Consider the following 18059-nt stretch of genomic DNA (forward strand, 5'->3'; position numbering starts at 1 on the left):
CTTTGTTCATTTGATGTTAGTAATGTAGCACAGTATTCGATTTAAACCCAGTACTATTCTTCTTCGTACTTAGTACGTTTTGACGTACTATGCATGGGATGAATAGGTATGCTAAAACCGACTAAGTACATAAAAAGAGCGTACTTTTCAACCAAACGGATCCGAAACATAATGGGGGTGTCAAACAAACCAAATGGGACAGGAGAGACCTGAATATGAAAATCATGGTGATGGTGGTTCATCCGAATTTAGACAACTCGCGTGCGAATCGAGTGCTGATGCAGCACAACAGGCTCTATGCGAATGGAAATGTAGATATCCGGGATCTTTACAAGGAGTATCCGAATTGGATTATCGATATTGAGCGCGAGCAGCAGCTTCTTCTTCAGTATGATCGAGTAGTGTTCCAGTTCCCGTTGTACTGGTACAGCTGCCCGCCCCTGTTGAAGAAATGGTTCGATGACGTTCTGACCTTCGGTTGGGCGTTCGGACCAGAAGGCAACAATCTGAAGGGCAAGGAATTTATGGTGGCCACGACGGCAGCAGGCTTAGAACAAGGATATCAGGCAGGCGGGGACAATTGGTATACCGTAAGTGAGCTGCTGCGCCCGATTCAAGCTACGTTGAACCGGTGCAAAGTTCGATATTTGCCGGCCTTTGCGACCTATAACGTAGAGAAGGTAAGCGATGAGGAGCTCCAGGCGGAGGCAGGCAGATATGCCGACCAGGTTCTAGCACCTGCAGCCGAAAGCCGATATTGAGGCATGCTTCTCGGCCTGAACCGATAGAAGATTGGCACTTGCCGGCCGGCGCCATAAAAGGCATGATGGAGTCATGTATGACATGACCTGTAGCAGTGCCTCGGGTTTTTGGGCCAGCCCATTTACGGGTTGGGTTGGCTCGAACCGGCTTCATCGCACATGCTTACAAAAATTGTGAGGAGGAGCCTTCATGACAATTGACGAAGCCATTCACTTGGAGTCCTACGACCAGCAGTGGGCCGATCGGTTTAGCGAAGAACTTCAGACGTTAACGAGGGAGATCGGGCCCTATACGGCTGCCATCGAACATTTTGGAAGCACATCCGTACCTGGGATGACAGCCAAACCCATCATCGATATTCTGGTGGGCGTGGAGAATGCGCTGCATTCGAGTGAAATCATCCCCAGACTGACCGCTATGGGTTATGAGGATCTCGGAGAAGCCGGAATTCCAGGCCGTTTATATCTCCGCAAAAGAGGCAGCTTTGCCTATAACGTTCATATTGTGTTATTTCGTGGCGACATCTGGAATCATAACATCATGATCAGGGATTACCTGCGGGCACATGCCGTCGAAGCCGAGCGTTACAGCGAGATCAAACGACGGATCGTTTCACAAGGGACCCGGACCCTCCTCCAATACTCCGATGAGAAGAATGCGTTCGTTGAGCAGCTGCTTGGCAGGGCGAAAGCATGGAAGAACGGTGTGCAATCCGAATAAGCGCCTGCGAATTTATTCTCCATTCATGGCCTTGCACTGCTTTCGGTAAGCGGAAGGGGTGAGGCCATGAAATTTTTTGAACGTTTTGCTGAAATGGACATAGTCCGAGAAACCGACGCGGTAGGCTGTTTCCTGAGCGGAAAGCTCAGACTCCGCCAGCAATTCCCTCGCTTTTTCCATGCGTACCTGCACCAGGTATTTTACGAAGTTCATATTCGTTTCGCTCTTGAAGGTGCGGCTTAAATACGTGACCGACATCCCTACCGAATCAGCTACCTCCTGCAAGGACAAATCCTCCATCGCGTAATTCTCTTCAATGTAACGTTTGGCTTTCTGAATATTGTGGCGAGACCCTAGATTTCGGGAGCCCTTAATCAGCGCCAGCATTTCCTTGATCTTATCTTGTATTTGACGGCTGCAGGCAATGGGATCGTCCTGTGGCCATTGATCCTCGCCAATCTCCATCGCAAGAAGCAAACCGCGTTCTTTCATCGCCGTCAGCAGATCCTGCATCAGCATATGGGCGTAACGTGACACGCTGACTTCTTCTGGCCCGCTCGTCTCGAAAAGAGCCATGATCTCGCGAAATTGTTCCAGCGCTCCCTGTTCATCGGCAGAATACAACAGGTCAGCCAGCCTGGCTTTATGGCGCTGCTGCGCAAGCGTCCATTCCGTTTGCCGGGAGAACCGCGCTTTCCGCTCATCCAGCTCCCTGCAGGCACGTTCCAGCGTCGTTTGGAACTGGGCAGGATCGATGGGCTTCAGCAGGAAGTCCGAAACGCCATAGCGCAGGGCCTGACGCGCGAATTCGAAGTTGTCATGGCCCGACAGGATAATGAAAAACATCTGGGGATGGGATTCCCGCACACGGCGGATAAATTCCAGTCCATCCATTTCAGGCATGCAAATATCGGTCACGATGATGTCGGGCCGGCTATCCTCCAGCAATTCCAAGGCCTCAACCCCGTCTTCGGCTTCGCCGGCAAACTCAATCCGAAGACCCGACCTCTCTACAAGCTTTCGCAAACTCAAATGAATGGCGTATTCGTCATCTATCAACATGATCCGGTACATGGCGTCCCTCCTCGCTAGTCTTGTACGGCAGTCTGATTTCAAATATCGTGCCTTCCAAGGGCACGGATTCCACAAGCTGCAGGCCATACTCGTCACCGAAGGTAAGCTGAAGTCTTTGATGTACGTTCAAGAGGCCGATGCCGCTGGTGGTTTCCTCTCCGTCGTTTGGCAGCATGCCTTCACCCGGCTTCTCGCGGGGTTGCAGGATTTGCCTGATTTGCCAAAGTGTTTCCGCCGTCATGCCAATCCCCTTGTCCCGGATGATGATGGCAAAATAGCCCGCCTCCGCACGGGAGCTGATCCCGAGGTAGCTTGGTTTCTTGCCCCGGTATCCGTGGATGAACACATTCTCTACGATCGGCTGCAGCGTCAGCCTGACGGCGTTTACGCGATCCAGGTCCCGTTCGTTCAGGTTCATATCGATCCGGAGCCTGCGGAAACGGGCGCTTTGAAGGTCGAGATAATACTGGACATGCGTAATCTCCTCCCGCAGCGGAACGACGGATCCGGCATGACCGATATTGTAACGAAACATATGGGCCAGCGCCCTCGTCATGCGGCTGATTTCCATATGATCGTCCGCAATGGCATATGAATTAATAATCTCCAATGAATTGTACAAAAAATGCGGGTTGATGTGGGACTGCATGGAGCGGAGCTCGGATTCCTTCTGCTTGATCATGAGCTCCCGTTCCTTCAGCTGGGAATCCTGGACCTCCCGGATCAGCCGCTTCAGCTCTCCCGTCATGCTGTAGAAGCTATGAAACACGGCGGTCATTTCATTGTTGCGGAACCGGTTCACGTTGGTAGGAAGCACAAAATCCCCCCGCTCGACGCGGGCCATCAGCTTCTGCAGCATGGAGAGCGGTCTTGTTAAAGACAAGGAGAAGCCGCCCACAAGCGCCAATGCAATGATCATGAGAACGGCTGCGGCCGCAAGCGAGTAATTGCGCTGGGTGATTAAACCGCCGATGAGATTGTTCAGCGGCAGATCGGCAACAACCGTCCAGCCGGTGATCTGCGAGCGTTCATGCAGGACCATCTTTTCGGTGCCCGAAACGGTGTCTTGATGCTGGAAGAAGGAGGAGTCCCGGTTTTGAATACGTATTAACAGCCCCGGTTCGACTGGGGTTCCGACCCGGCTCGGATCCGGGTGGTAGATCATCTGCCCATCCTTGCCCATGATCCAGACGTCAAAGCCCCCCAGCGAATCGTTAGAGCAGATGGCTCCGAGTTGCTTCAGATTGAGGTCGACAATCAATAAGCCTTTATAGAGAAAGGACGAATTGTCATACAGCTTCCGGGCCACGGTAAGGGCTGGCGTGTTTCCTACCCGGCTGAGGCCGATGATTTGAAAATCGTTGAATTGATCCAGCTGCGCCTGATAGGATCGGTTGCGTTTGCGGATTTCACTCATGTCGAGCAGTCCCGGCGCGCTTTCGTAATCGGTAATTTGTCTTTTGTTCTCGGCGACGAGCGAGATTCCGATAATGTCGGATCTGCCGTAAATCATCTGGGAAAACAAGTCGTCCTCCACTTTTTTGGCAAGCTGAAAGTAGGCATAGGGAGTAAGCTGGGCAGCCGAGAGAAATTGCTGGATCTGAGGGTTGTGAATAAAGGGATAGGTGGAATTCTCCAGATTGGATATGTACGAATCCAGCGAGACGTTGGTTTGCTCGATGATACGCTTGTTAGCGCCTGCGGCAAACTGTTCAATCGCTTCAGTTGACGACTGGTACCAGAAGCTGCCGAGCAGAAAGAAGGGGAGGCCAATGAATAGGGTGATCAGCACGAACAAACGTTGGTTAATGGTCAGATTACCGGTGGAAACGCCTTGGATGTTCATCGCTCTTCCGCCTTCCTCGCATTGAAGTAGGGAATGTAAGGAACATTGTAGCAAAAAAACACAAGTTGTAAATAAAAAACCATGATGCCGCAGCAAGAAATCACAAGTGGGCTAAGAAAGCACAGGGCGCATTCGGTCGTTATCAACTACAATCGCATTAATCCATTTCAAACAATAGGGGGCGAGGATTGTGAAAAAGAGAAAAGGGTTTTACAGCTGGTTAACGGCCTTATTGCTGATATCCGTTATGGTAAGCGGTTGCGGCAATGCTGGCGATGGTCAGAGCGGCACCGCATCTTCCGGCACCGGAGGCGGCGAGGAAGATAAGAAGGTAGAAATCCTGCTCGGATATTATTCGAGCGACAGCTCCGATGCGAAGATGAAGGAGCTGATCGAGCAGTTCGAGGAAAAGCATCCGAACGTTACGGTGAAGACGCAGAGCGCGCCTTACGGGCAGTTCTATCAGAAGCTGGATACGCAGATCGCGGCCGGCCAGGCGCCGGACGTATGGCTGTCCGACGGCGTCTACGTGATGAAATACGCCCAGCGGGGCGCGGCCAAGGATCTGACCGATTGGATTGCAAGGGATCTGAAAGCCGATGAGTACTACGGCCTCGATTTCAACAAGGACGCGGACGGGCGCTATTGGGGCGTGCCGCAGGGCATACAGGTCGGCGTGCTGTTTTACAACAAAGAGCTGTTTGATAAGGCCGGCGTAGCGTATCCTTCGGATGAATGGACCTGGGAGGATCTGAAATCATCGGCAGCCAAGCTGACGGTGGATGCCGGCGGAAAAACGGCCGAGGACAGCGGGTTCGACGCAGCCAGCGTGAATCAGTTCGGGCTTACGTTCTTCAGCATTACCGAGGGCTGGTTCTCCGTGATGAAATCCTACGGCGGTGGAACCCTTGACGAGAAAGCGGAGAACTCGATCATCAATTCCCCTGAGAACAAGCAGGCGTTCGAATGGATGGTCGACGGCATGCAGCGCGGCATCATTACGGATCCGGTCGATCTGAAGAGCTTCCAGAGCAATACCGCCGTGTTCCCAAGCGGATCGGCCGCCATGCGGATCGGCATTTATGCCCGGGTGCAGGCAGCGAATGAAGCCGGTCTGAATTACGATGTGGCGCTGCTGCCGAAGGGACCTGACGGCAAGCGGGTGTCCCCGGTCATTGCCAACTCGTGGGTGGTTAATCAGAAGTCAAGCGACGAGAAAGCGGAAGCTGCCTGGGAGTGGATTAAATATTGGGCTACGGAAGACGATGTGCAGAAGCAGTGGACCGAGCTTGGCGAAGCCGTGCCCGTGAAAAAATCCGTTGCGGAATCCGAAGTGTTCCTCAAGGCGGGAGAGCAGCCTGCTAATCGCCAAGCTTTCCTGGATAGCCTGGCGTTCGCGCAGACGCTCGACAATAACGCGGTCTGGGAAGAATGGGTAGGCAAATTCAACGAGCATGCGGAGCGTGCCTTCCTGGGGGATGCAACCATCGATCAGGCTTTAAGCGAAGCGGACGCAGCCGTCCAGGCGGTCCTCGATGATTTCTATAAAAAATAAAACCAAGGGTAGAAGAAAGGCGGGAGTGAAATGGACAATACGCTAAACGACAATGCAGCACTCAAAGCCGATCCGATGCCGCACGGAAAGCCCGCCCGAAAACGGAAATGGGATCATGAGGGGAGATGGGGGCTGCTCATGGCCTCCCCCTATGTTCTCCACTTTATCATTTTTGTGGCGGGTCCTCTCGCCGCATCCCTGTACTTCAGCTTCTCCGATTATGACATGCTGAATCCGCCCGAGTGGAGCGGATTGGATAATTTCCGGCGCATGGCCGAGGAATCGATGTTCTGGCGTTCCCTGTGGAATACCTTGTATTTTGCGGTTCTGTTCGTGCCGCTCCAGACCTTTCTGGCCTTGGTGCTGGCCGTTGCGCTAAACCAGCGTTTGAAAGGGCTTAAATGGTTCCGGATGGCCCATTTTATCCCGGTGATCTCCTCATGGACCGTCATCCTTTATGTTGCTGACGCTATATTCAACCCTCGCTTCGGTTTGGCGAATACGCTGCTTGCCAAGCTGGGGCTGGAAGGGCAAGGCTGGCTGCAGGATCCGAAGCTGGCGATTCCGCTGCTCGTGTTCATCGCGGTTTGGAAAGGGATCGGCTATATTATGGTCATTTATCTGGCGGGACTTCAGAGCGTTCCCGGGGATTTATATGAAGCCGCGGAGATCGACGGTGCTGGAGCCCTGCGCAAATTCCGGTATATTACCGTTCCATTGATCTCGCCGACGACCTTCCTGGTTGTCATCATGAGCACGATCTCTACCTTCCAGGCATTCGAACAGATCTACGTGCTGACCGGCAGGGGCGACATCAGTTCGGCGGGAGGTCCGAATAACTCCAGCCTGGTCATGATGCTGTATTTATATCGCGAAGGGTTCACCTTTATGAGGATGGGGTATGCTTCCGCCATTGCCTGGGTGCTGTTCATGATCCTGTTCCTGTTGACGCTGATACAGCTTCGGGCCCAAAAGAAGTGGGTGCATTATGACTGATCAAGCGATCAAGATGGAACCGGGGATTTGGAACCGCATCGGAGGAAGGAGTGGCCTCAAATGAGAAGAAAGCTGCTGGGAAAAAGTATCGGATACGTGCTGATTGGGATCAGCTCGCTCATCATGATCGTGCCGTTTCTGTCGGCACTCATGAATTCATTGAAAACCTACAAGGAATATACAACGGTTCCGCCCCGCTGGATCCCTGAATTATTCCAATGGTCCAATTACGCCCAGGTGTTCCAGCTTGGGAATATTGGCGGCTACACGCTGAACAGCGTCTTCGTAGCCGCATTGTCCGTCATCGGCGCCCTGATCTCCTGCTCGATGGTCGGTTATGCGTTCGCAAGACTGCGCTTTCCGCTGAAAAGTGTGCTGTTCGTGATGGTGCTGGGTACGATGATGATTCCGGCGGTGGTCATCATCATCCCGCATTTTATCATTTTTAATAAGCTGAACATGCTGGATACGCTCACGCCGCTGTGGATTATCGAATGGCTGGCTCAGCCGTTTGGGATTTTCCTCATGCGGCAGGCTTTTATGAATATACCTAAGGAGTACGAGGAGGCGGCCAAGATGGAGGGCTGCAATCCGTTCCAGATTTACCTGCGGATTTTTATTCCGATGGCCAGGCCTACCCTGGCGACGCTGGCGATCTTTACGTTCATGGGCAAGTGGAACGAGATTCTGACGCCTGTCATTTATTTGACCTCGAATGAGAAGTATACGCTGCCCATCGGCATTCTCTCCTTGTCAGGCCAGTGGACCGGCAATGAACAGCTTATGATCGCAGCCGCACTGGTCAGTCTGGTTCCGATCCTGCTGGTATTCCTGTTTGCCGAGAAATATTTTGTGCAGAACCACAATATGGCCGGGATTAAATAATGAACGTTACTAACGTTACTATCGGCTCCGGAAGGGGCCATGTCTGTGATGGAAAGGATGAAAGAGAAGATGAAAATAGCGGCATTCAGCGGATCGTTAATCGATTACAGCATCCATGAAGCGATGTCGATCGCGGCCAGGCTCGGTTTTAACGGAATCGAAATTGCCTGCCGCGAGCCGCACTTAAGTCCGGAAGCTTCGCTGCCGCGGGTACGCGAAATGAAGGCTGTTGCGGAAGGCCATGGCTTGGAGATTCCTGCATTGGCTGGTTATATGGGACATTTCTCGACAAGCGGAGATGCGGAATGCGCTGAGGCTTACGATCAGTTTATGGGCCTGCTTGAACGCGCGGTCATGTTGGAGACGGGGATGATACGGATCTTTCAAGGAGGGCCGAATGCCTTCCTGGCGGAGGATTATCATTATGACAAGGCGGCTTTCTGGATTCGGAAATGCGCGGAGGAAGCCCGCGCTGCGGGAAAACGGATCGTGCTGGAGATTCACAACCAGAGCCTGGTAGAGACGACAGATAGCGCTCTACGTCTGCTGGATTTGATCGGCGATGACCAGGTTGGTCTGATTCATGACGCAGGGAATATGTACATCACGGACACGGAATTTGGGGAAGAGTCGGTCCGGCAGCTCGGAAGCCGTTTGTTCCATGTGCACATCAAGGATGAACGGCGGATCGCGCAGGGGGGCGCACCGGGAACGTTCAAGAATTTGACCCGTCACGGGGAAGAGTTCTTCCTGCAGTGCCGCCTTGGTGAAGGAGAAGTGGATCACGACGGGCTGCTCAGAGGACTTCGGGAATACCGGTACGAGGGTTGGCTTACGCTGGAATGCGCAGCTCCCTATCCGCCGAAGGAACGGCTTGCTTATGATCTGTCGGTCATCAAGGAGTGGCTGCAGGCTGTGGAGGTGTCGATCGGATGACGGGGAACGCGCGGAAATTTGGAATTATCGGCTGCCAGCATGCCCACATCGGCATGTTCATCGAGGAGATGCTGGCACTGGGCTACGAATGCGCAGGCGTATACGAACCGGATAATAAGCCGCTAGCCCGTACTTTTGCCGACCGGTACGGTCTGGAACTGACAGGGGATCAGGAATCGCTGCTGAGCGACGAAGGCGTGAGCGTTATCGGCTGCGCGGCTATCAACCATGAGAAGCTGGATGTCATTGAGCTGTGCGAGCTGCACGGCAAGCCCGTCATGATCGACAAGCCTGCTGTGACGGATCGGGCGGGGCTTACCAGGCTGCGCGGCGTTCTGGAGCGGGGAAGAATCGAGGTAGGGATGATGCTGACCGAGCGCTTCCGCCCTTCGCTGCATACCATTCATCGGATGATCCGGGCGGGAGAGTTAGGGGACATCGTCCACATCTCGATGCGTAAGCCGCATCGGCTGAATCCGGAATCGAGGCCAGCCTGGCATTTTGACAAGTCGCAATCCGGAGGCATCATTAACGATCTCTTCGTGCACGATTTTGACCTGTTACGATGGCTGACGGGCCGGGAGGTGGAGGCTGCATCCGGTTATCTGGCGAAGCATATGCTGCCTGAATACCCGACCTTCTATGATGCAGCCGGCGTGCAGGTATTCATGGATGGCGGGATCACGGCACAGCTGTACGCCGACTGGCACACACCCGCTGGCAGCTGGACTTGGGGAGACGGCCGGATATTCATTACGGGGACGCACGGCATTGCGGAAATTCGGCTGGAAGGCGATCCCTTATTATCGAGTGATGAGGTTGCGCTTGTCATCACCGAACAGGAGCTGCGTTCTTTGCCTTTGGCACCGCCGCCCCTCTCCCTTGCTCAGGATTTCCTGAACCGGGTGGAGGGGGAAGAGGGGGTCATCACGCATGAAGATATTTACAAAGCCTCGGAGGCTACGGTGATGGCCGATGAGGGAGCACGGGTCCTGATCCGGGAATAGGGAATGTATACGGCTTTCATCGAAAACAGAGCGTATGGAGGAGGCGTAGGGAACATGACAAAGGAAAGGCTGCCCGTCCGATTCGGTATGATCGGCTGCGGGATTATTGCGGATATTCATGCGAAGGGCATCTTGAATACGGAGGAGGCTGAGCTTGCCGCCGTATTCGATACGAAACGGGAATCAGCCGCCAAGCTTACCGAAACGTACGGAGGAGATATCTGCAACACCTTGGAAGAACTGCTGGCACGCGAGGATGTGGAGGTCGTCTGTATCTGCACGCCAAGCGGCATGCATGCAGAACAGACGGCGATGGTTGCCCGGGCGGGCAAGCATGTGCTGGTGGAGAAACCGATGGCGATCCGGCTCGACGATGTCGAGCGCATGATTGAGGTATGTGCCGAGAACGACGTGCTTCTCGCAACGGTCTTTCCGAGGCGCATGTCCCCGCAGGCCGGGTACGCCCGGCAGGTCATTCAAGAAGGACGGCTTGGGAAGCTGAGTTTATGCTCGGCGTATGTCATGCTGTACCGTGATCAAGCCTATTATGACAGTGCGGGCTGGCGCGGGACCTGGGCCATGGATGGCGGCGGGGCGATGATGAATCAGGGAATCCATACGGTGGATATGCTGCAATGGCTCGTAGGCCCTGTTGCGTCCTTGACTGCAAAGGCCAAGGCCGTTCTGCGCAATATCGAAGTCGAAGATACCGTTATCGCTGCGCTTGAATTTGCGAGCGGGGCGCTCGGCGTGCTGGAGATCACGACGACGGCCTGCGACGGCAAAGGACAGCGGCTGGTCATCCATGGGGATAAGGGCGTGCTCGTCATTGAAGAGGATACAATCGTATCCCTTGAGATCGATGGCCAGCAGATTCAGCTGCCTGAGTTCGAGCCATTTAAAGTCATACCGGACGGTCATCGCCTGCAAATTCGAGATATGGCGCTTGCCGTTCGCGAAGGCCGACAGCCTGTTATCACCGGGAAGGACGGCAGGCATTCGCTGGAGATTATTCTCGGCACCTACGAGGCTTCCCGCCAGCGCAAGGAAATCGAACTGCAGACCGGAACACCGGTGTTGTAGGGATGGAGGTGACTTTATGATGTCTCAGCGCAGCGTAAAGCCTGTGCTTGAAAAAGTTCAGGATCAACTGAAGGTCCGCATTTATGACCAGCGCGAGGCGATGGGGAAGGCGGCCGCCGCCGATATTCGTGTTGCCATTCAGCGCCTGCTGGCCGAGAAAGTGCGCATTCGCATCGTCTTTGCAGCCGCCCCGTCCCAGAATGAGTGCCTGGCGGCGCTGGTGCAATCGGACGGATTGGACTGGAGCCGAGTCACGGCTTTTCATATGGACGAATACATCGGCCTTCCCAAGTCGGCCCCGCAGCGGTTCGGGAACTTTTTATCCCGGCGGCTGTTTGATCTCGTATCTCCAGGAGAGGTGCATCTGATCGACGGCATGAATGATCCTGAAGGGGAGTGCGACAGGTACAGCGGATTGATTACCGCTGCGCCGATCGATATGGTGGTCCTCGGCATTGGCGAGAACGGGCATATTGCTTTCAACGATCCGCCCGTTGCCGATTTTGCGGATCCGTTATGGGTAAAGCGGGTGAAGCTGGACGAGGATTGTCGCCGACAGCAGGTGAATGACGGCTGTTTCGCGAGCTTGGAGGAGGTTCCGAAATACGCGCTTACGCTTACCATTCCGGCCTTAATGTCGGCTGCCCATCTGTTCTGCGTCGTTCCCGGCGCAAGCAAGCGAGCGGCGGTACAAAGGACGCTGTACGGCGATATAAGCGAGGCCTGCCCTGCCAGCATTCTTCGGCAGCATTCGGATTGCACGCTGTACGTGGACCGGGAGTCGTACGGGGAATCCGGAATGGATAGCCATGAACTTGTTCGTATGGGCCGTCATTACGCAACAGGGGAGCAAATAAGGCTAGAATGGGACTCTGGCGGCGGGATAGAACGGATACTTCCTCACGATGGTGAAGAGGAGACGTGGATCGCTCCCGGATTGATCGATCTTCAGATTAACGGCGGTTACGGACATGATTTCAATTCGCTGCCGCTCACAACGGATACGATCATTCAGGCAACCCGGCGCTTATGGGAGAAAGGCGTAACGCTGTACTACCCCACCGTCATTACCAACGGAGACGAAGAGATCGAGCAATTGCTGCGGGTTATCGACGCGGCTTGCCTGGAGGATGAAGCGGTCGGTTCAACCATAGGCGGGATTCATTTGGAGGGACCTTTCCTTTCTCCGGAGGAAGGCCCAAGGGGAGCGCATGATTCCCGGTATATCAAGGAGCCGGACTGGGCATTGTTTGCGAGATGGCAGGCGGCATCGGGGAACCGGATTCGGATCGTCACCCTATCGCCGGAGTGGCCCGATGCCCCGAGTTTTATCCGGTTGTGCGTCGAATCGGGAATCGTCGTATCGATCGGGCACACCGCTGCGACGCCTGCGCAAATTCGGGAAGCCGTGGAAGCAGGAGCCACGATGTCCACCCATCTGGGTAATGGCGCACATCTGACGCTGCCGCGGCATCCGAATTATATATGGGAGCAGCTTGCGCAAGATCAGCTGTGGGCAGGAATCATTGCGGACGGGAACCATCTGCCGGATTCGGTGATCAAGGTGATGCTCCGCGCCAAGTCGTCCAAAGCGCTGCTCGTCAGCGATGCCGTCTATTTAAGCGGGATGCCGCCAGGGGAATACGAGACCCATATCGGTGGAAATGTTGTCTTAACGCCTGAGGGTCGATTGCATCTCGCCCGCAAGCCCGAGCTGTTGGCAGGCTCGGCCATGATGCTTGCCGATGCAGTTTGGCGGCTGGCTCAGTCGGGGCTGTGCACGTTTCCTGAAGCTTGGGACATGGCTTCCATGCGGCCCGCCGAGGTTATGGGGCAAGCGGAACCCTATGGCCTGAAGAGAGGAGCACAGGCCGACTTCGTGCTTCTGGAGAAGCGCAAGGGGTGCCTCCGCATTGTGGAGACCGTCAAGGGAGGCCGTTCAGTTTACCAAGGGGATTGTTAGGTGTCCTTTTTAGGATATCTAATACGGGGTCCATAGGTTGTAATGAACAGCTGCAGATTTCTTCGCTCTTTCATTTTTATGTGAAAGACCACGTAAAAAATATCCCTTCTTGAATTCAAGAAGGGATATTTGCATCCGTTTTTTTCTAACGTTTTAAACGTATGGCTTTATTTCTTTTTGATAAAAGTCATATAATTGATTTACAGAAGAACTTGACAAGATCTGACCGGCTCGTTCAACTTTCTCGCGTTCCCAATCGAACCATCGCATTTCCTTTAACTTCTCAATTTCTCCATCCGTAAAGCGTTTCTTCATCTCTTTAGCAGGGTTGCCGCCTACGATCGTATAGGGTGGGACATCTTTTGCAACAACCGAACCAGCTGCCACAATGGCACCTTCGCCAATGGTCACACCTGGCATAATCATGGCATTCATTCCAATCCAGGCATCACTTTCGATGATGGTATCGCCTTTTGGTGCGTAAGAAGTTTCAATCTGATCGACAAACGGGTACACAGTTATCCATTCAGGATGATGATTGTGATTTCCACCCATTAGTATAATAACACCACTTGCTATACATACGTAATTGCCAATAATCAACTTATCTATATGCCAACCATGGTCTTCGATGGGATTAAACAACCTTCGGGATTTCTCATCCCCCCAAAGGTATCTAACGCAACCATCTTCAAAATCATGATGATCGTAATAACCGGAATAGTAAGAGTATTCTCCTACTGTAATCATTGGGTTAGTGACAATATCCTTTAAATACTTAATTTCGGACCAGTGTTCGAACCGATGTTGTTTCATTCTTATACCTCGCTTCTAAGTAGAGTTGGTCATTACTTAGAAGCTAATGCAGTAGCGACATTCTTAAACCTTATCAAGCGACGAACCATCGTTCTCATCCTTTTCCTCAGTATTGGTGAGATTGTAACAAAAGGTTGATCTTTTCGTCAAACGCATGCTTTACAAGCCATGTTGGGTACCTTTAATCGTATTTCGCCATAACCTTCTTCAGAATCCCCTTCATGCAATCCACCAGCTCCTGCGGCTCCTTCACCGTGGCTTCATTCCCTAAGCCTAGAAAAAATTTAGCAAAATACAAAATTTCGCTGACAGGAACGCTCTGATCGAGCCGTCCGCTTCCATCCGGTTGCATGTCAACATGGGGAACAGGACACAATTCGGATTCGCAGCGCTGAACGCCTTCCCGGCTCAGATCAACGACCATCCGGGTATAGACTGATTTCTCTGCCCCGTATTCCCTCCAATTGCCCAGATGGATATGGCGGTGATCCCGCGGCTCGACTCCGGTTGTATCATATACCACGGTCTGCATGCGGTCACAACGGAACAGACGGAAATCCTCCCGCAGAAAACAATAAGCGGGACAATACCAGAAGCCGTTGCTTGCATAGATGCCCACCGGCTGAAGGCTCCGCTCCGTATAGCCTTCTTTGGTCTCGTATTCCACCGTAACGACTCGCTGATCAACAGCGGCATCCAGCAGAACGCCGAGAGATTCGGCCTTCTGCCGTCTGGTATGCGTCAGAAAATCCACACGGTTCTTCATCTGGTCAATCCGGTCACGAACATCACCCGGCATGTAATAATAAAATTTTTGAAGCGCGGTAGAGGACTCGGCTTCAAAGGGAAGAAATAGATAGTGACGCAGGGCGTGGCTGGCAAAAAACATCGCAACGGCTTCTTCCTCGCTGAAGGCGATCGGGGGGAGAATCCGTTCTTTGAGCACCTGGTATCCGCCGTGCGGTCCTACCTCGGAATAGAGGGGAACGCCCAGCTCGCTCAGCTCCTGCAGGTCCCGCAAGATCGTGCGAGAGGACACGTCGAATTGATCGGCCAATTCCCTTACCGTGAATTTCCGCATCCGGTTCACGGTCATCATCAGCTCCATGAGACGTTTGGATTTGGACATAAGATCAGCTCCATATCTGTTTGATGACTATGACAATAGTTGTCACCATTATACGCTATACTGGCTGTAGAACCCAGAGACCCCTTATAACTAAAAAATGGAGTGATGAAACGTGAATCAATTGCATGAAATGAAGCAGCTGTTGTTCGAGGAACTGGAGCTTATCGTTAGGACCAGTTCGAATCTGATCGGCAAAATTTCACCGGAGCATTGGGATTACAGGCCTGCCCATAATATGAGATCGCTTCAGGAGCTCGTGCATCATCTGGTGTCAGTGCCTGCAACGGATCTGTTAATTTTGCAAGAGAAGAGCGAAGCGGAGATCCGGGAGCTGGAAGCTAGCATCGCCGCTGACGGCGTGGACAAGGACAAGCTGATCTCCTGTATGACGAAGGGACTTGCGGATGTGAAGTCTTACATGGGCGGACTGACAGATGAAGAATTTATGCAGAAGAAAACGAAACCCTTCTACTTGGAGCATGGTTCAACCCAAGCCAAGTGGCTGATTGAAATTGTCACGCATGCCCAGCATCATCGGGCGCAAATGTTCAATTATCTGAAAGCCCAGGGCTATGAAGTGAGTATGTTCGATTTATATTAAACGTCAGGAGTGCTGATTAAGAACAGGAGGGAGAAGGATGCCGCGACAAATACCGGGAAAATCGCCGAAGCTGCCGTTAACCGGCAAAGAGCGAGCAAAGCTGCGGTCAAACAAAATGAAGCTCAGCGATATTGCGCATATGGATATCGAGTTATTGTCCGGCGTGCTAGGTGTTTCGGATAGCCGCGCCCAATATATCCGGGGAATGGCGCAGTTTCAGACGGTTCCTTCGATCGGACCGAAAGTGGCTGAACGCGTAGTCCAGTTGGGGTATTACGCATTGGAAGATATCAAGGATGAAGACGCTGCCGCTTTAACGGACCGGATGGAAGCGAGCAGCGGTTTCTGGATGGATCCTTGCGTGGAGGATGCGTTTCGCTGCATCGTATATCATGCCAATCATCCGGGGAGCGGGAAGAGCTGGCATGACTTTACCGAAGTGCGTAAGCAATTCAGGGAGCAGCACGGATATCCTCCAACCCGTCCAACATTATCGTGGTACGACAACAAAGATGGACAACCATAGGATCCATAACTTGACCAACATACAGCTCGATGAAGAAACGCCTGATGCGACATGGATGCTGCAATCCGGCAGCGGACATCGGTCCATTGCCGTTCCGCTCGAGGACAGGAAGGAGAGCAACCGGAAGACGGAAGGACGCTCCGGTGACGGGCAGCATGAGGTGAAGCTCAAAACCTCCTCGGGGAATATCTCGATAAATAACATGCTAGAAAGTAAGAAAAAGAAGCATCCCCGTACTGGTCCGCTCCAGAGTCCACAGTTTATGTGCTCTAAGAAGCAGACGATCAGGGGATGCTTGGCATGTTAACCTATTAAACTCTTATATGATTAAGAAAAATGATAGCACCTTATTCTTCGGCAGGCACTGAAGCCTTGGATGAAGCGGAAGATCTCATATATTGAGGCGGGTTCACATCATCGATCAGCAGAATACCGTCGTATTGGTCACGGGCGATTAAGCTCTCTGGAATCATGCCCCAGCTATAGGCAAAACGCGGCTCGAACATCCAGGAATTACCTGTCTCACGCTTTTGGTACCGCAGATCAACGAAGGTATACGGCGAGCCTGCGGCCGACAGGATCGATTCGATGGATCCCGGCTCTGCCGGCAGAACGTCATGCACATTCCCCATGTTATCTGCGGTTTGTCCGCTGGCTGGATACAGGCCAAGCACGTAACTGTATTTTTTCATTTCATCCGAGAGTTTTTCTCCCATTAAAGTCACCGGATATGGCGAACCCATCACTTCCGTTTGGGCTTTGCGGATGTGGTCGTTATGTCCCCAAACGATGAATTTCTCCGTCGGGTATACTTCGGTTGCCAGCCACATGAGATTGTCATGCATCGCCTGATCCCGCCATTCCATCGATTCCATGAACGGTTCATAATCCCCGCTTTCCATGCCGAGGGTTGACTTGATGGAGAGCTCCACATATTCCTGAGCTACCCGAATCCGGTCGTTCAAGCTTCTTTCAAGCAGCATGGACAGTTTGGGGTTATCTGGATATAGCCGCTTCAGATGAGACTCGTTTGCCTCCGTCTTTAAGGATTTTAGGGCATCTTTGTATACTTGAATCAGCTGATTTTTCTCTTTGCGGTATGCGGCAAGATCCGTACCAAGAGCGTAGTCTGACAATTTCTTCTCAGCTTCCGTTAGACGCTTAGCCATGGCCTGATCCTGCAGCCATTGCCCATCCAACAGCGGATGCTGCAACTGCATGTCAAAACCGGTCAGCACGAGCGGCTGCTTGCTCTTTTGTGCTGTTTGTATGTATTCGAACAACGGCAATATCTCCTTGGACCACCAGACGCCAAAGATGGAATCTTTCATCGTTTGTTCCGCGCTCTGCTGTCCGGCCCGGCCGTAAGCCAAGGAGCTATTGCCAAGACCACTCTCAAAGGCCAGAACGTTGTACCCCATCTCCTGATGCAGGAATTGAATTAAACGGGTCTTAGCCAGATTGAACTCGCCAACCCCGTGGGAGCTTTCCCCCAGAAACACGAAACGTTTATCTTGCAGCAATGGTTTTAGCATAGCCAGATCCTTATATTGGTTTGGACCGCCCGCCGTCTCGGCGGGTTGAATCGTATCCAGTCGGTACGCGTGGTCTTTGGCCCAGTCCTCCCACTCGGCAATCTTTTCATCCGAAGTTCGGGCTGTTTTAACTTCTGTAACCTGGCCTTGGATGGAATCGGCGGTAGCAGCATATGCATCTCCGTGAGGGATTAGGGAAGTTCCTACGATAGAAGCGGTGAGCAGAAACACGGTGAATGCTTTTCTAGCGTTATGTAGTGGCACAGAGGATCACTCCTTATAAGATGTCGTATGATTTTTAAATTGTATGAACGGACGTGTAAAGATGCCCGCCACTAAGTGCTTTCTGCCTTGAATGTGGGAATCACCTCCTTAACATAGCCGAGATTACGGCTCGTTGGTTCAACGCCGCCATGAGTTGGCCGCTTAATCCTCTTCCCAGAACAGATCGTTCAAAGTACGCGATAATGCCTTGCATATGGCCACGCACAGGCTGAGGGACGGATTATATTTCCCCAGCTCGATCAGGCCGATGGTCTGCCTGGAGACACCGACGATCTGGGCCAGTTCTTCCTGCGATAAATCCTTCTCGACGCGGGCCATCTTCAATTTGATGTTTTTCATC

Annotated in this window: 17 protein-coding genes and 2 pseudogenes; 13 read left to right on the plus strand and 6 right to left on the minus strand. The window is 52.7% G+C overall.

Going from position 1 to position 18059, the window contains the following annotated elements:
- Window positions 1–215 precede the first annotated feature (215 nt).
- Together MKX98_RS06680 and MKX98_RS06685 are read left to right on the plus strand one after the other, a co-directional pair.
- On the plus strand, window positions 216–761 hold the full coding sequence (locus MKX98_RS06680; RefSeq protein ID WP_339222196.1) for an NAD(P)H-dependent oxidoreductase: 546 nt from the start codon (window positions 216–218) through the stop codon (window positions 759–761).
- Between the two features lie 190 nt (window positions 762–951).
- On the plus strand, window positions 952–1482 hold the full coding sequence (locus tag MKX98_RS06685; RefSeq protein ID WP_339222198.1) for a GrpB family protein: 531 nt from the start codon (window positions 952–954) through the stop codon (window positions 1480–1482).
- Window positions 1483–1494: 12 nt separating this feature from the next.
- On the opposite strand, the gene MKX98_RS06690 is transcribed toward MKX98_RS06685, so the two are convergent.
- Window positions 1495–2556 carry a response regulator gene (locus MKX98_RS06690; RefSeq protein ID WP_339222200.1) on the minus strand — a complete coding sequence of 354 codons (1062 nt, stop codon included), beginning with the start codon at window positions 2554–2556 and terminating at the stop codon, window positions 1495–1497.
- The gene (locus MKX98_RS06695) at window positions 2531–4402 is read right to left on the minus strand and encodes a histidine kinase (RefSeq protein WP_339222202.1); all 1872 of its coding nucleotides are present in this window, start codon (window positions 4400–4402) and stop codon (window positions 2531–2533) included. Before MKX98_RS06695 ends, MKX98_RS06690 begins: the two co-directional genes overlap by 26 nt.
- 190 nt (window positions 4403–4592) lie before the next feature.
- Between MKX98_RS06695 and MKX98_RS06700 the strand changes: the two genes are divergently transcribed.
- The 8 genes and pseudogenes from MKX98_RS06700 to MKX98_RS06735 all read left to right on the plus strand — a co-directional run.
- Window positions 4593–5957 (plus strand): sugar ABC transporter substrate-binding protein, encoded by a 1365-nt coding sequence (locus tag MKX98_RS06700; protein WP_339222204.1) that lies wholly within the window; start codon window positions 4593–4595, stop codon window positions 5955–5957.
- A 30-nt stretch (window positions 5958–5987) separates the two neighbouring features.
- Window positions 5988–6953, plus strand: a complete 966-nt coding sequence (locus MKX98_RS06705; RefSeq protein WP_339222206.1) for a sugar ABC transporter permease — start codon at window positions 5988–5990, stop codon at window positions 6951–6953.
- 60 nt (window positions 6954–7013) lie between these two features.
- Complete coding sequence (locus MKX98_RS06710; protein ID WP_339222208.1) at window positions 7014–7838, plus strand: carbohydrate ABC transporter permease; 825 nt, start codon at window positions 7014–7016, stop codon at window positions 7836–7838.
- A gap of 69 nt (window positions 7839–7907) precedes the next feature.
- On the plus strand, window positions 7908–8774 hold the full coding sequence (locus MKX98_RS06715) for a sugar phosphate isomerase/epimerase family protein (protein ID WP_339224347.1): 867 nt from the start codon (window positions 7908–7910) through the stop codon (window positions 8772–8774).
- Window positions 8771–9781, plus strand: a complete 1011-nt coding sequence (locus tag MKX98_RS06720; RefSeq protein WP_194541257.1) for a Gfo/Idh/MocA family oxidoreductase — start codon at window positions 8771–8773, stop codon at window positions 9779–9781. Before MKX98_RS06715 ends, MKX98_RS06720 begins: the two co-directional genes overlap by 4 nt.
- A gap of 54 nt (window positions 9782–9835) precedes the next feature.
- On the plus strand, window positions 9836–10864 hold the full coding sequence (locus MKX98_RS06725; RefSeq protein WP_194541258.1) for a Gfo/Idh/MocA family oxidoreductase: 1029 nt from the start codon (window positions 9836–9838) through the stop codon (window positions 10862–10864).
- 16 nt (window positions 10865–10880) lie between these two features.
- Window positions 10881–11663 (plus strand): annotated as a pseudogene (locus MKX98_RS06730) (glucosamine-6-phosphate deaminase); the annotation flags it as partial.
- Window positions 11664–11849: 186 nt separating this feature from the next.
- Window positions 11850–12827, plus strand: a pseudogene (locus tag MKX98_RS06735) (amidohydrolase family protein); the annotation flags it as partial.
- 153 nt (window positions 12828–12980) lie between these two features.
- On the opposite strand, the gene MKX98_RS06740 reads toward MKX98_RS06735, so the two are convergent.
- Window positions 12981–13643 (minus strand): CatB-related O-acetyltransferase, encoded by a 663-nt coding sequence (locus tag MKX98_RS06740; RefSeq protein WP_339222211.1) that lies wholly within the window; start codon window positions 13641–13643, stop codon window positions 12981–12983.
- A 181-nt stretch (window positions 13644–13824) separates the two neighbouring features.
- Window positions 13825–14772, minus strand: a complete 948-nt coding sequence (locus MKX98_RS06745; RefSeq protein ID WP_339222213.1) for a YafY family protein — start codon at window positions 14770–14772, stop codon at window positions 13825–13827.
- Between the two features lie 112 nt (window positions 14773–14884).
- On the opposite strand from MKX98_RS06745, the gene MKX98_RS06750 reads away from it, so the two are divergent.
- The 3 genes from MKX98_RS06750 to MKX98_RS06760 are packed head-to-tail and all read left to right on the plus strand — an operon-like array spanning window position 14885 to window position 16206.
- Window positions 14885–15373 carry a DinB family protein gene (locus MKX98_RS06750; protein WP_339222215.1) on the plus strand — a complete coding sequence of 163 codons (489 nt, stop codon included), beginning with the start codon at window positions 14885–14887 and terminating at the stop codon, window positions 15371–15373.
- 37 nt (window positions 15374–15410) lie between these two features.
- Window positions 15411–15899, plus strand: a complete 489-nt coding sequence (locus MKX98_RS06755; protein WP_220686318.1) for a helix-hairpin-helix domain-containing protein — start codon at window positions 15411–15413, stop codon at window positions 15897–15899.
- A gap of 10 nt (window positions 15900–15909) precedes the next feature.
- Window positions 15910–16206 carry a DUF4097 family beta strand repeat-containing protein gene (locus MKX98_RS06760; RefSeq protein WP_339222219.1) on the plus strand — a complete coding sequence of 99 codons (297 nt, stop codon included), beginning with the start codon at window positions 15910–15912 and terminating at the stop codon, window positions 16204–16206.
- A gap of 40 nt (window positions 16207–16246) precedes the next feature.
- Here the strand turns inward: MKX98_RS06760 and MKX98_RS06765 are convergent, their stop codons facing one another.
- Complete coding sequence (locus MKX98_RS06765) at window positions 16247–17698, minus strand: erythromycin esterase family protein (RefSeq protein WP_220686317.1); 1452 nt, start codon at window positions 17696–17698, stop codon at window positions 16247–16249.
- Window positions 17699–17860: 162 nt separating this feature from the next.
- The gene (locus MKX98_RS06770; protein ID WP_009594955.1) at window positions 17861–18058 is read right to left on the minus strand and encodes a helix-turn-helix transcriptional regulator; all 198 of its coding nucleotides are present in this window, start codon (window positions 18056–18058) and stop codon (window positions 17861–17863) included.
- Between the last annotated feature and the right edge of the window lies 1 nt (window position 18059).

The organism is Paenibacillus sp. FSL W7-1332 (genome assembly GCF_037969785.1).
Taxonomy (GTDB): domain Bacteria; phylum Bacillota; class Bacilli; order Paenibacillales; family Paenibacillaceae; genus Paenibacillus_AQ.

Bases quoted from the DNA above. Each gene is read 5' to 3' on its own strand.
- MKX98_RS06680 (WP_339222196.1), top strand. From the start codon at position 216: ATGAAAATCATGGTGATGGTGGTTCATCCGAATTTAGACAACTCGCGT.
- MKX98_RS06685 (WP_339222198.1), top strand. From the start codon at position 952: ATGACAATTGACGAAGCCATTCACTTGGAGTCCTACGACCAGCAGTGG.
- MKX98_RS06690 (WP_339222200.1), bottom strand. From the start codon at position 2,556: ATGTACCGGATCATGTTGATAGATGACGAATACGCCATTCATTTGAGT.
- MKX98_RS06695 (WP_339222202.1), bottom strand. From the start codon at position 4,402: ATGAACATCCAAGGCGTTTCCACCGGTAATCTGACCATTAACCAACGT.
- MKX98_RS06705 (WP_339222206.1), top strand. From the start codon at position 5,988: ATGGACAATACGCTAAACGACAATGCAGCACTCAAAGCCGATCCGATG.
- MKX98_RS06710 (WP_339222208.1), top strand. From the start codon at position 7,014: ATGAGAAGAAAGCTGCTGGGAAAAAGTATCGGATACGTGCTGATTGGG.
- MKX98_RS06715 (WP_339224347.1), top strand. From the start codon at position 7,908: ATGAAAATAGCGGCATTCAGCGGATCGTTAATCGATTACAGCATCCAT.
- MKX98_RS06720 (WP_194541257.1), top strand. From the start codon at position 8,771: ATGACGGGGAACGCGCGGAAATTTGGAATTATCGGCTGCCAGCATGCC.
- MKX98_RS06725 (WP_194541258.1), top strand. From the start codon at position 9,836: ATGACAAAGGAAAGGCTGCCCGTCCGATTCGGTATGATCGGCTGCGGG.
- MKX98_RS06740 (WP_339222211.1), bottom strand. From the start codon at position 13,643: ATGAAACAACATCGGTTCGAACACTGGTCCGAAATTAAGTATTTAAAG.
- MKX98_RS06745 (WP_339222213.1), bottom strand. From the start codon at position 14,772: ATGTCCAAATCCAAACGTCTCATGGAGCTGATGATGACCGTGAACCGG.
- MKX98_RS06755 (WP_220686318.1), top strand. From the start codon at position 15,411: ATGCCGCGACAAATACCGGGAAAATCGCCGAAGCTGCCGTTAACCGGC.
- MKX98_RS06770 (WP_009594955.1), bottom strand. From the start codon at position 18,058: ATGAAAAACATCAAATTGAAGATGGCCCGCGTCGAGAAGGATTTATCG.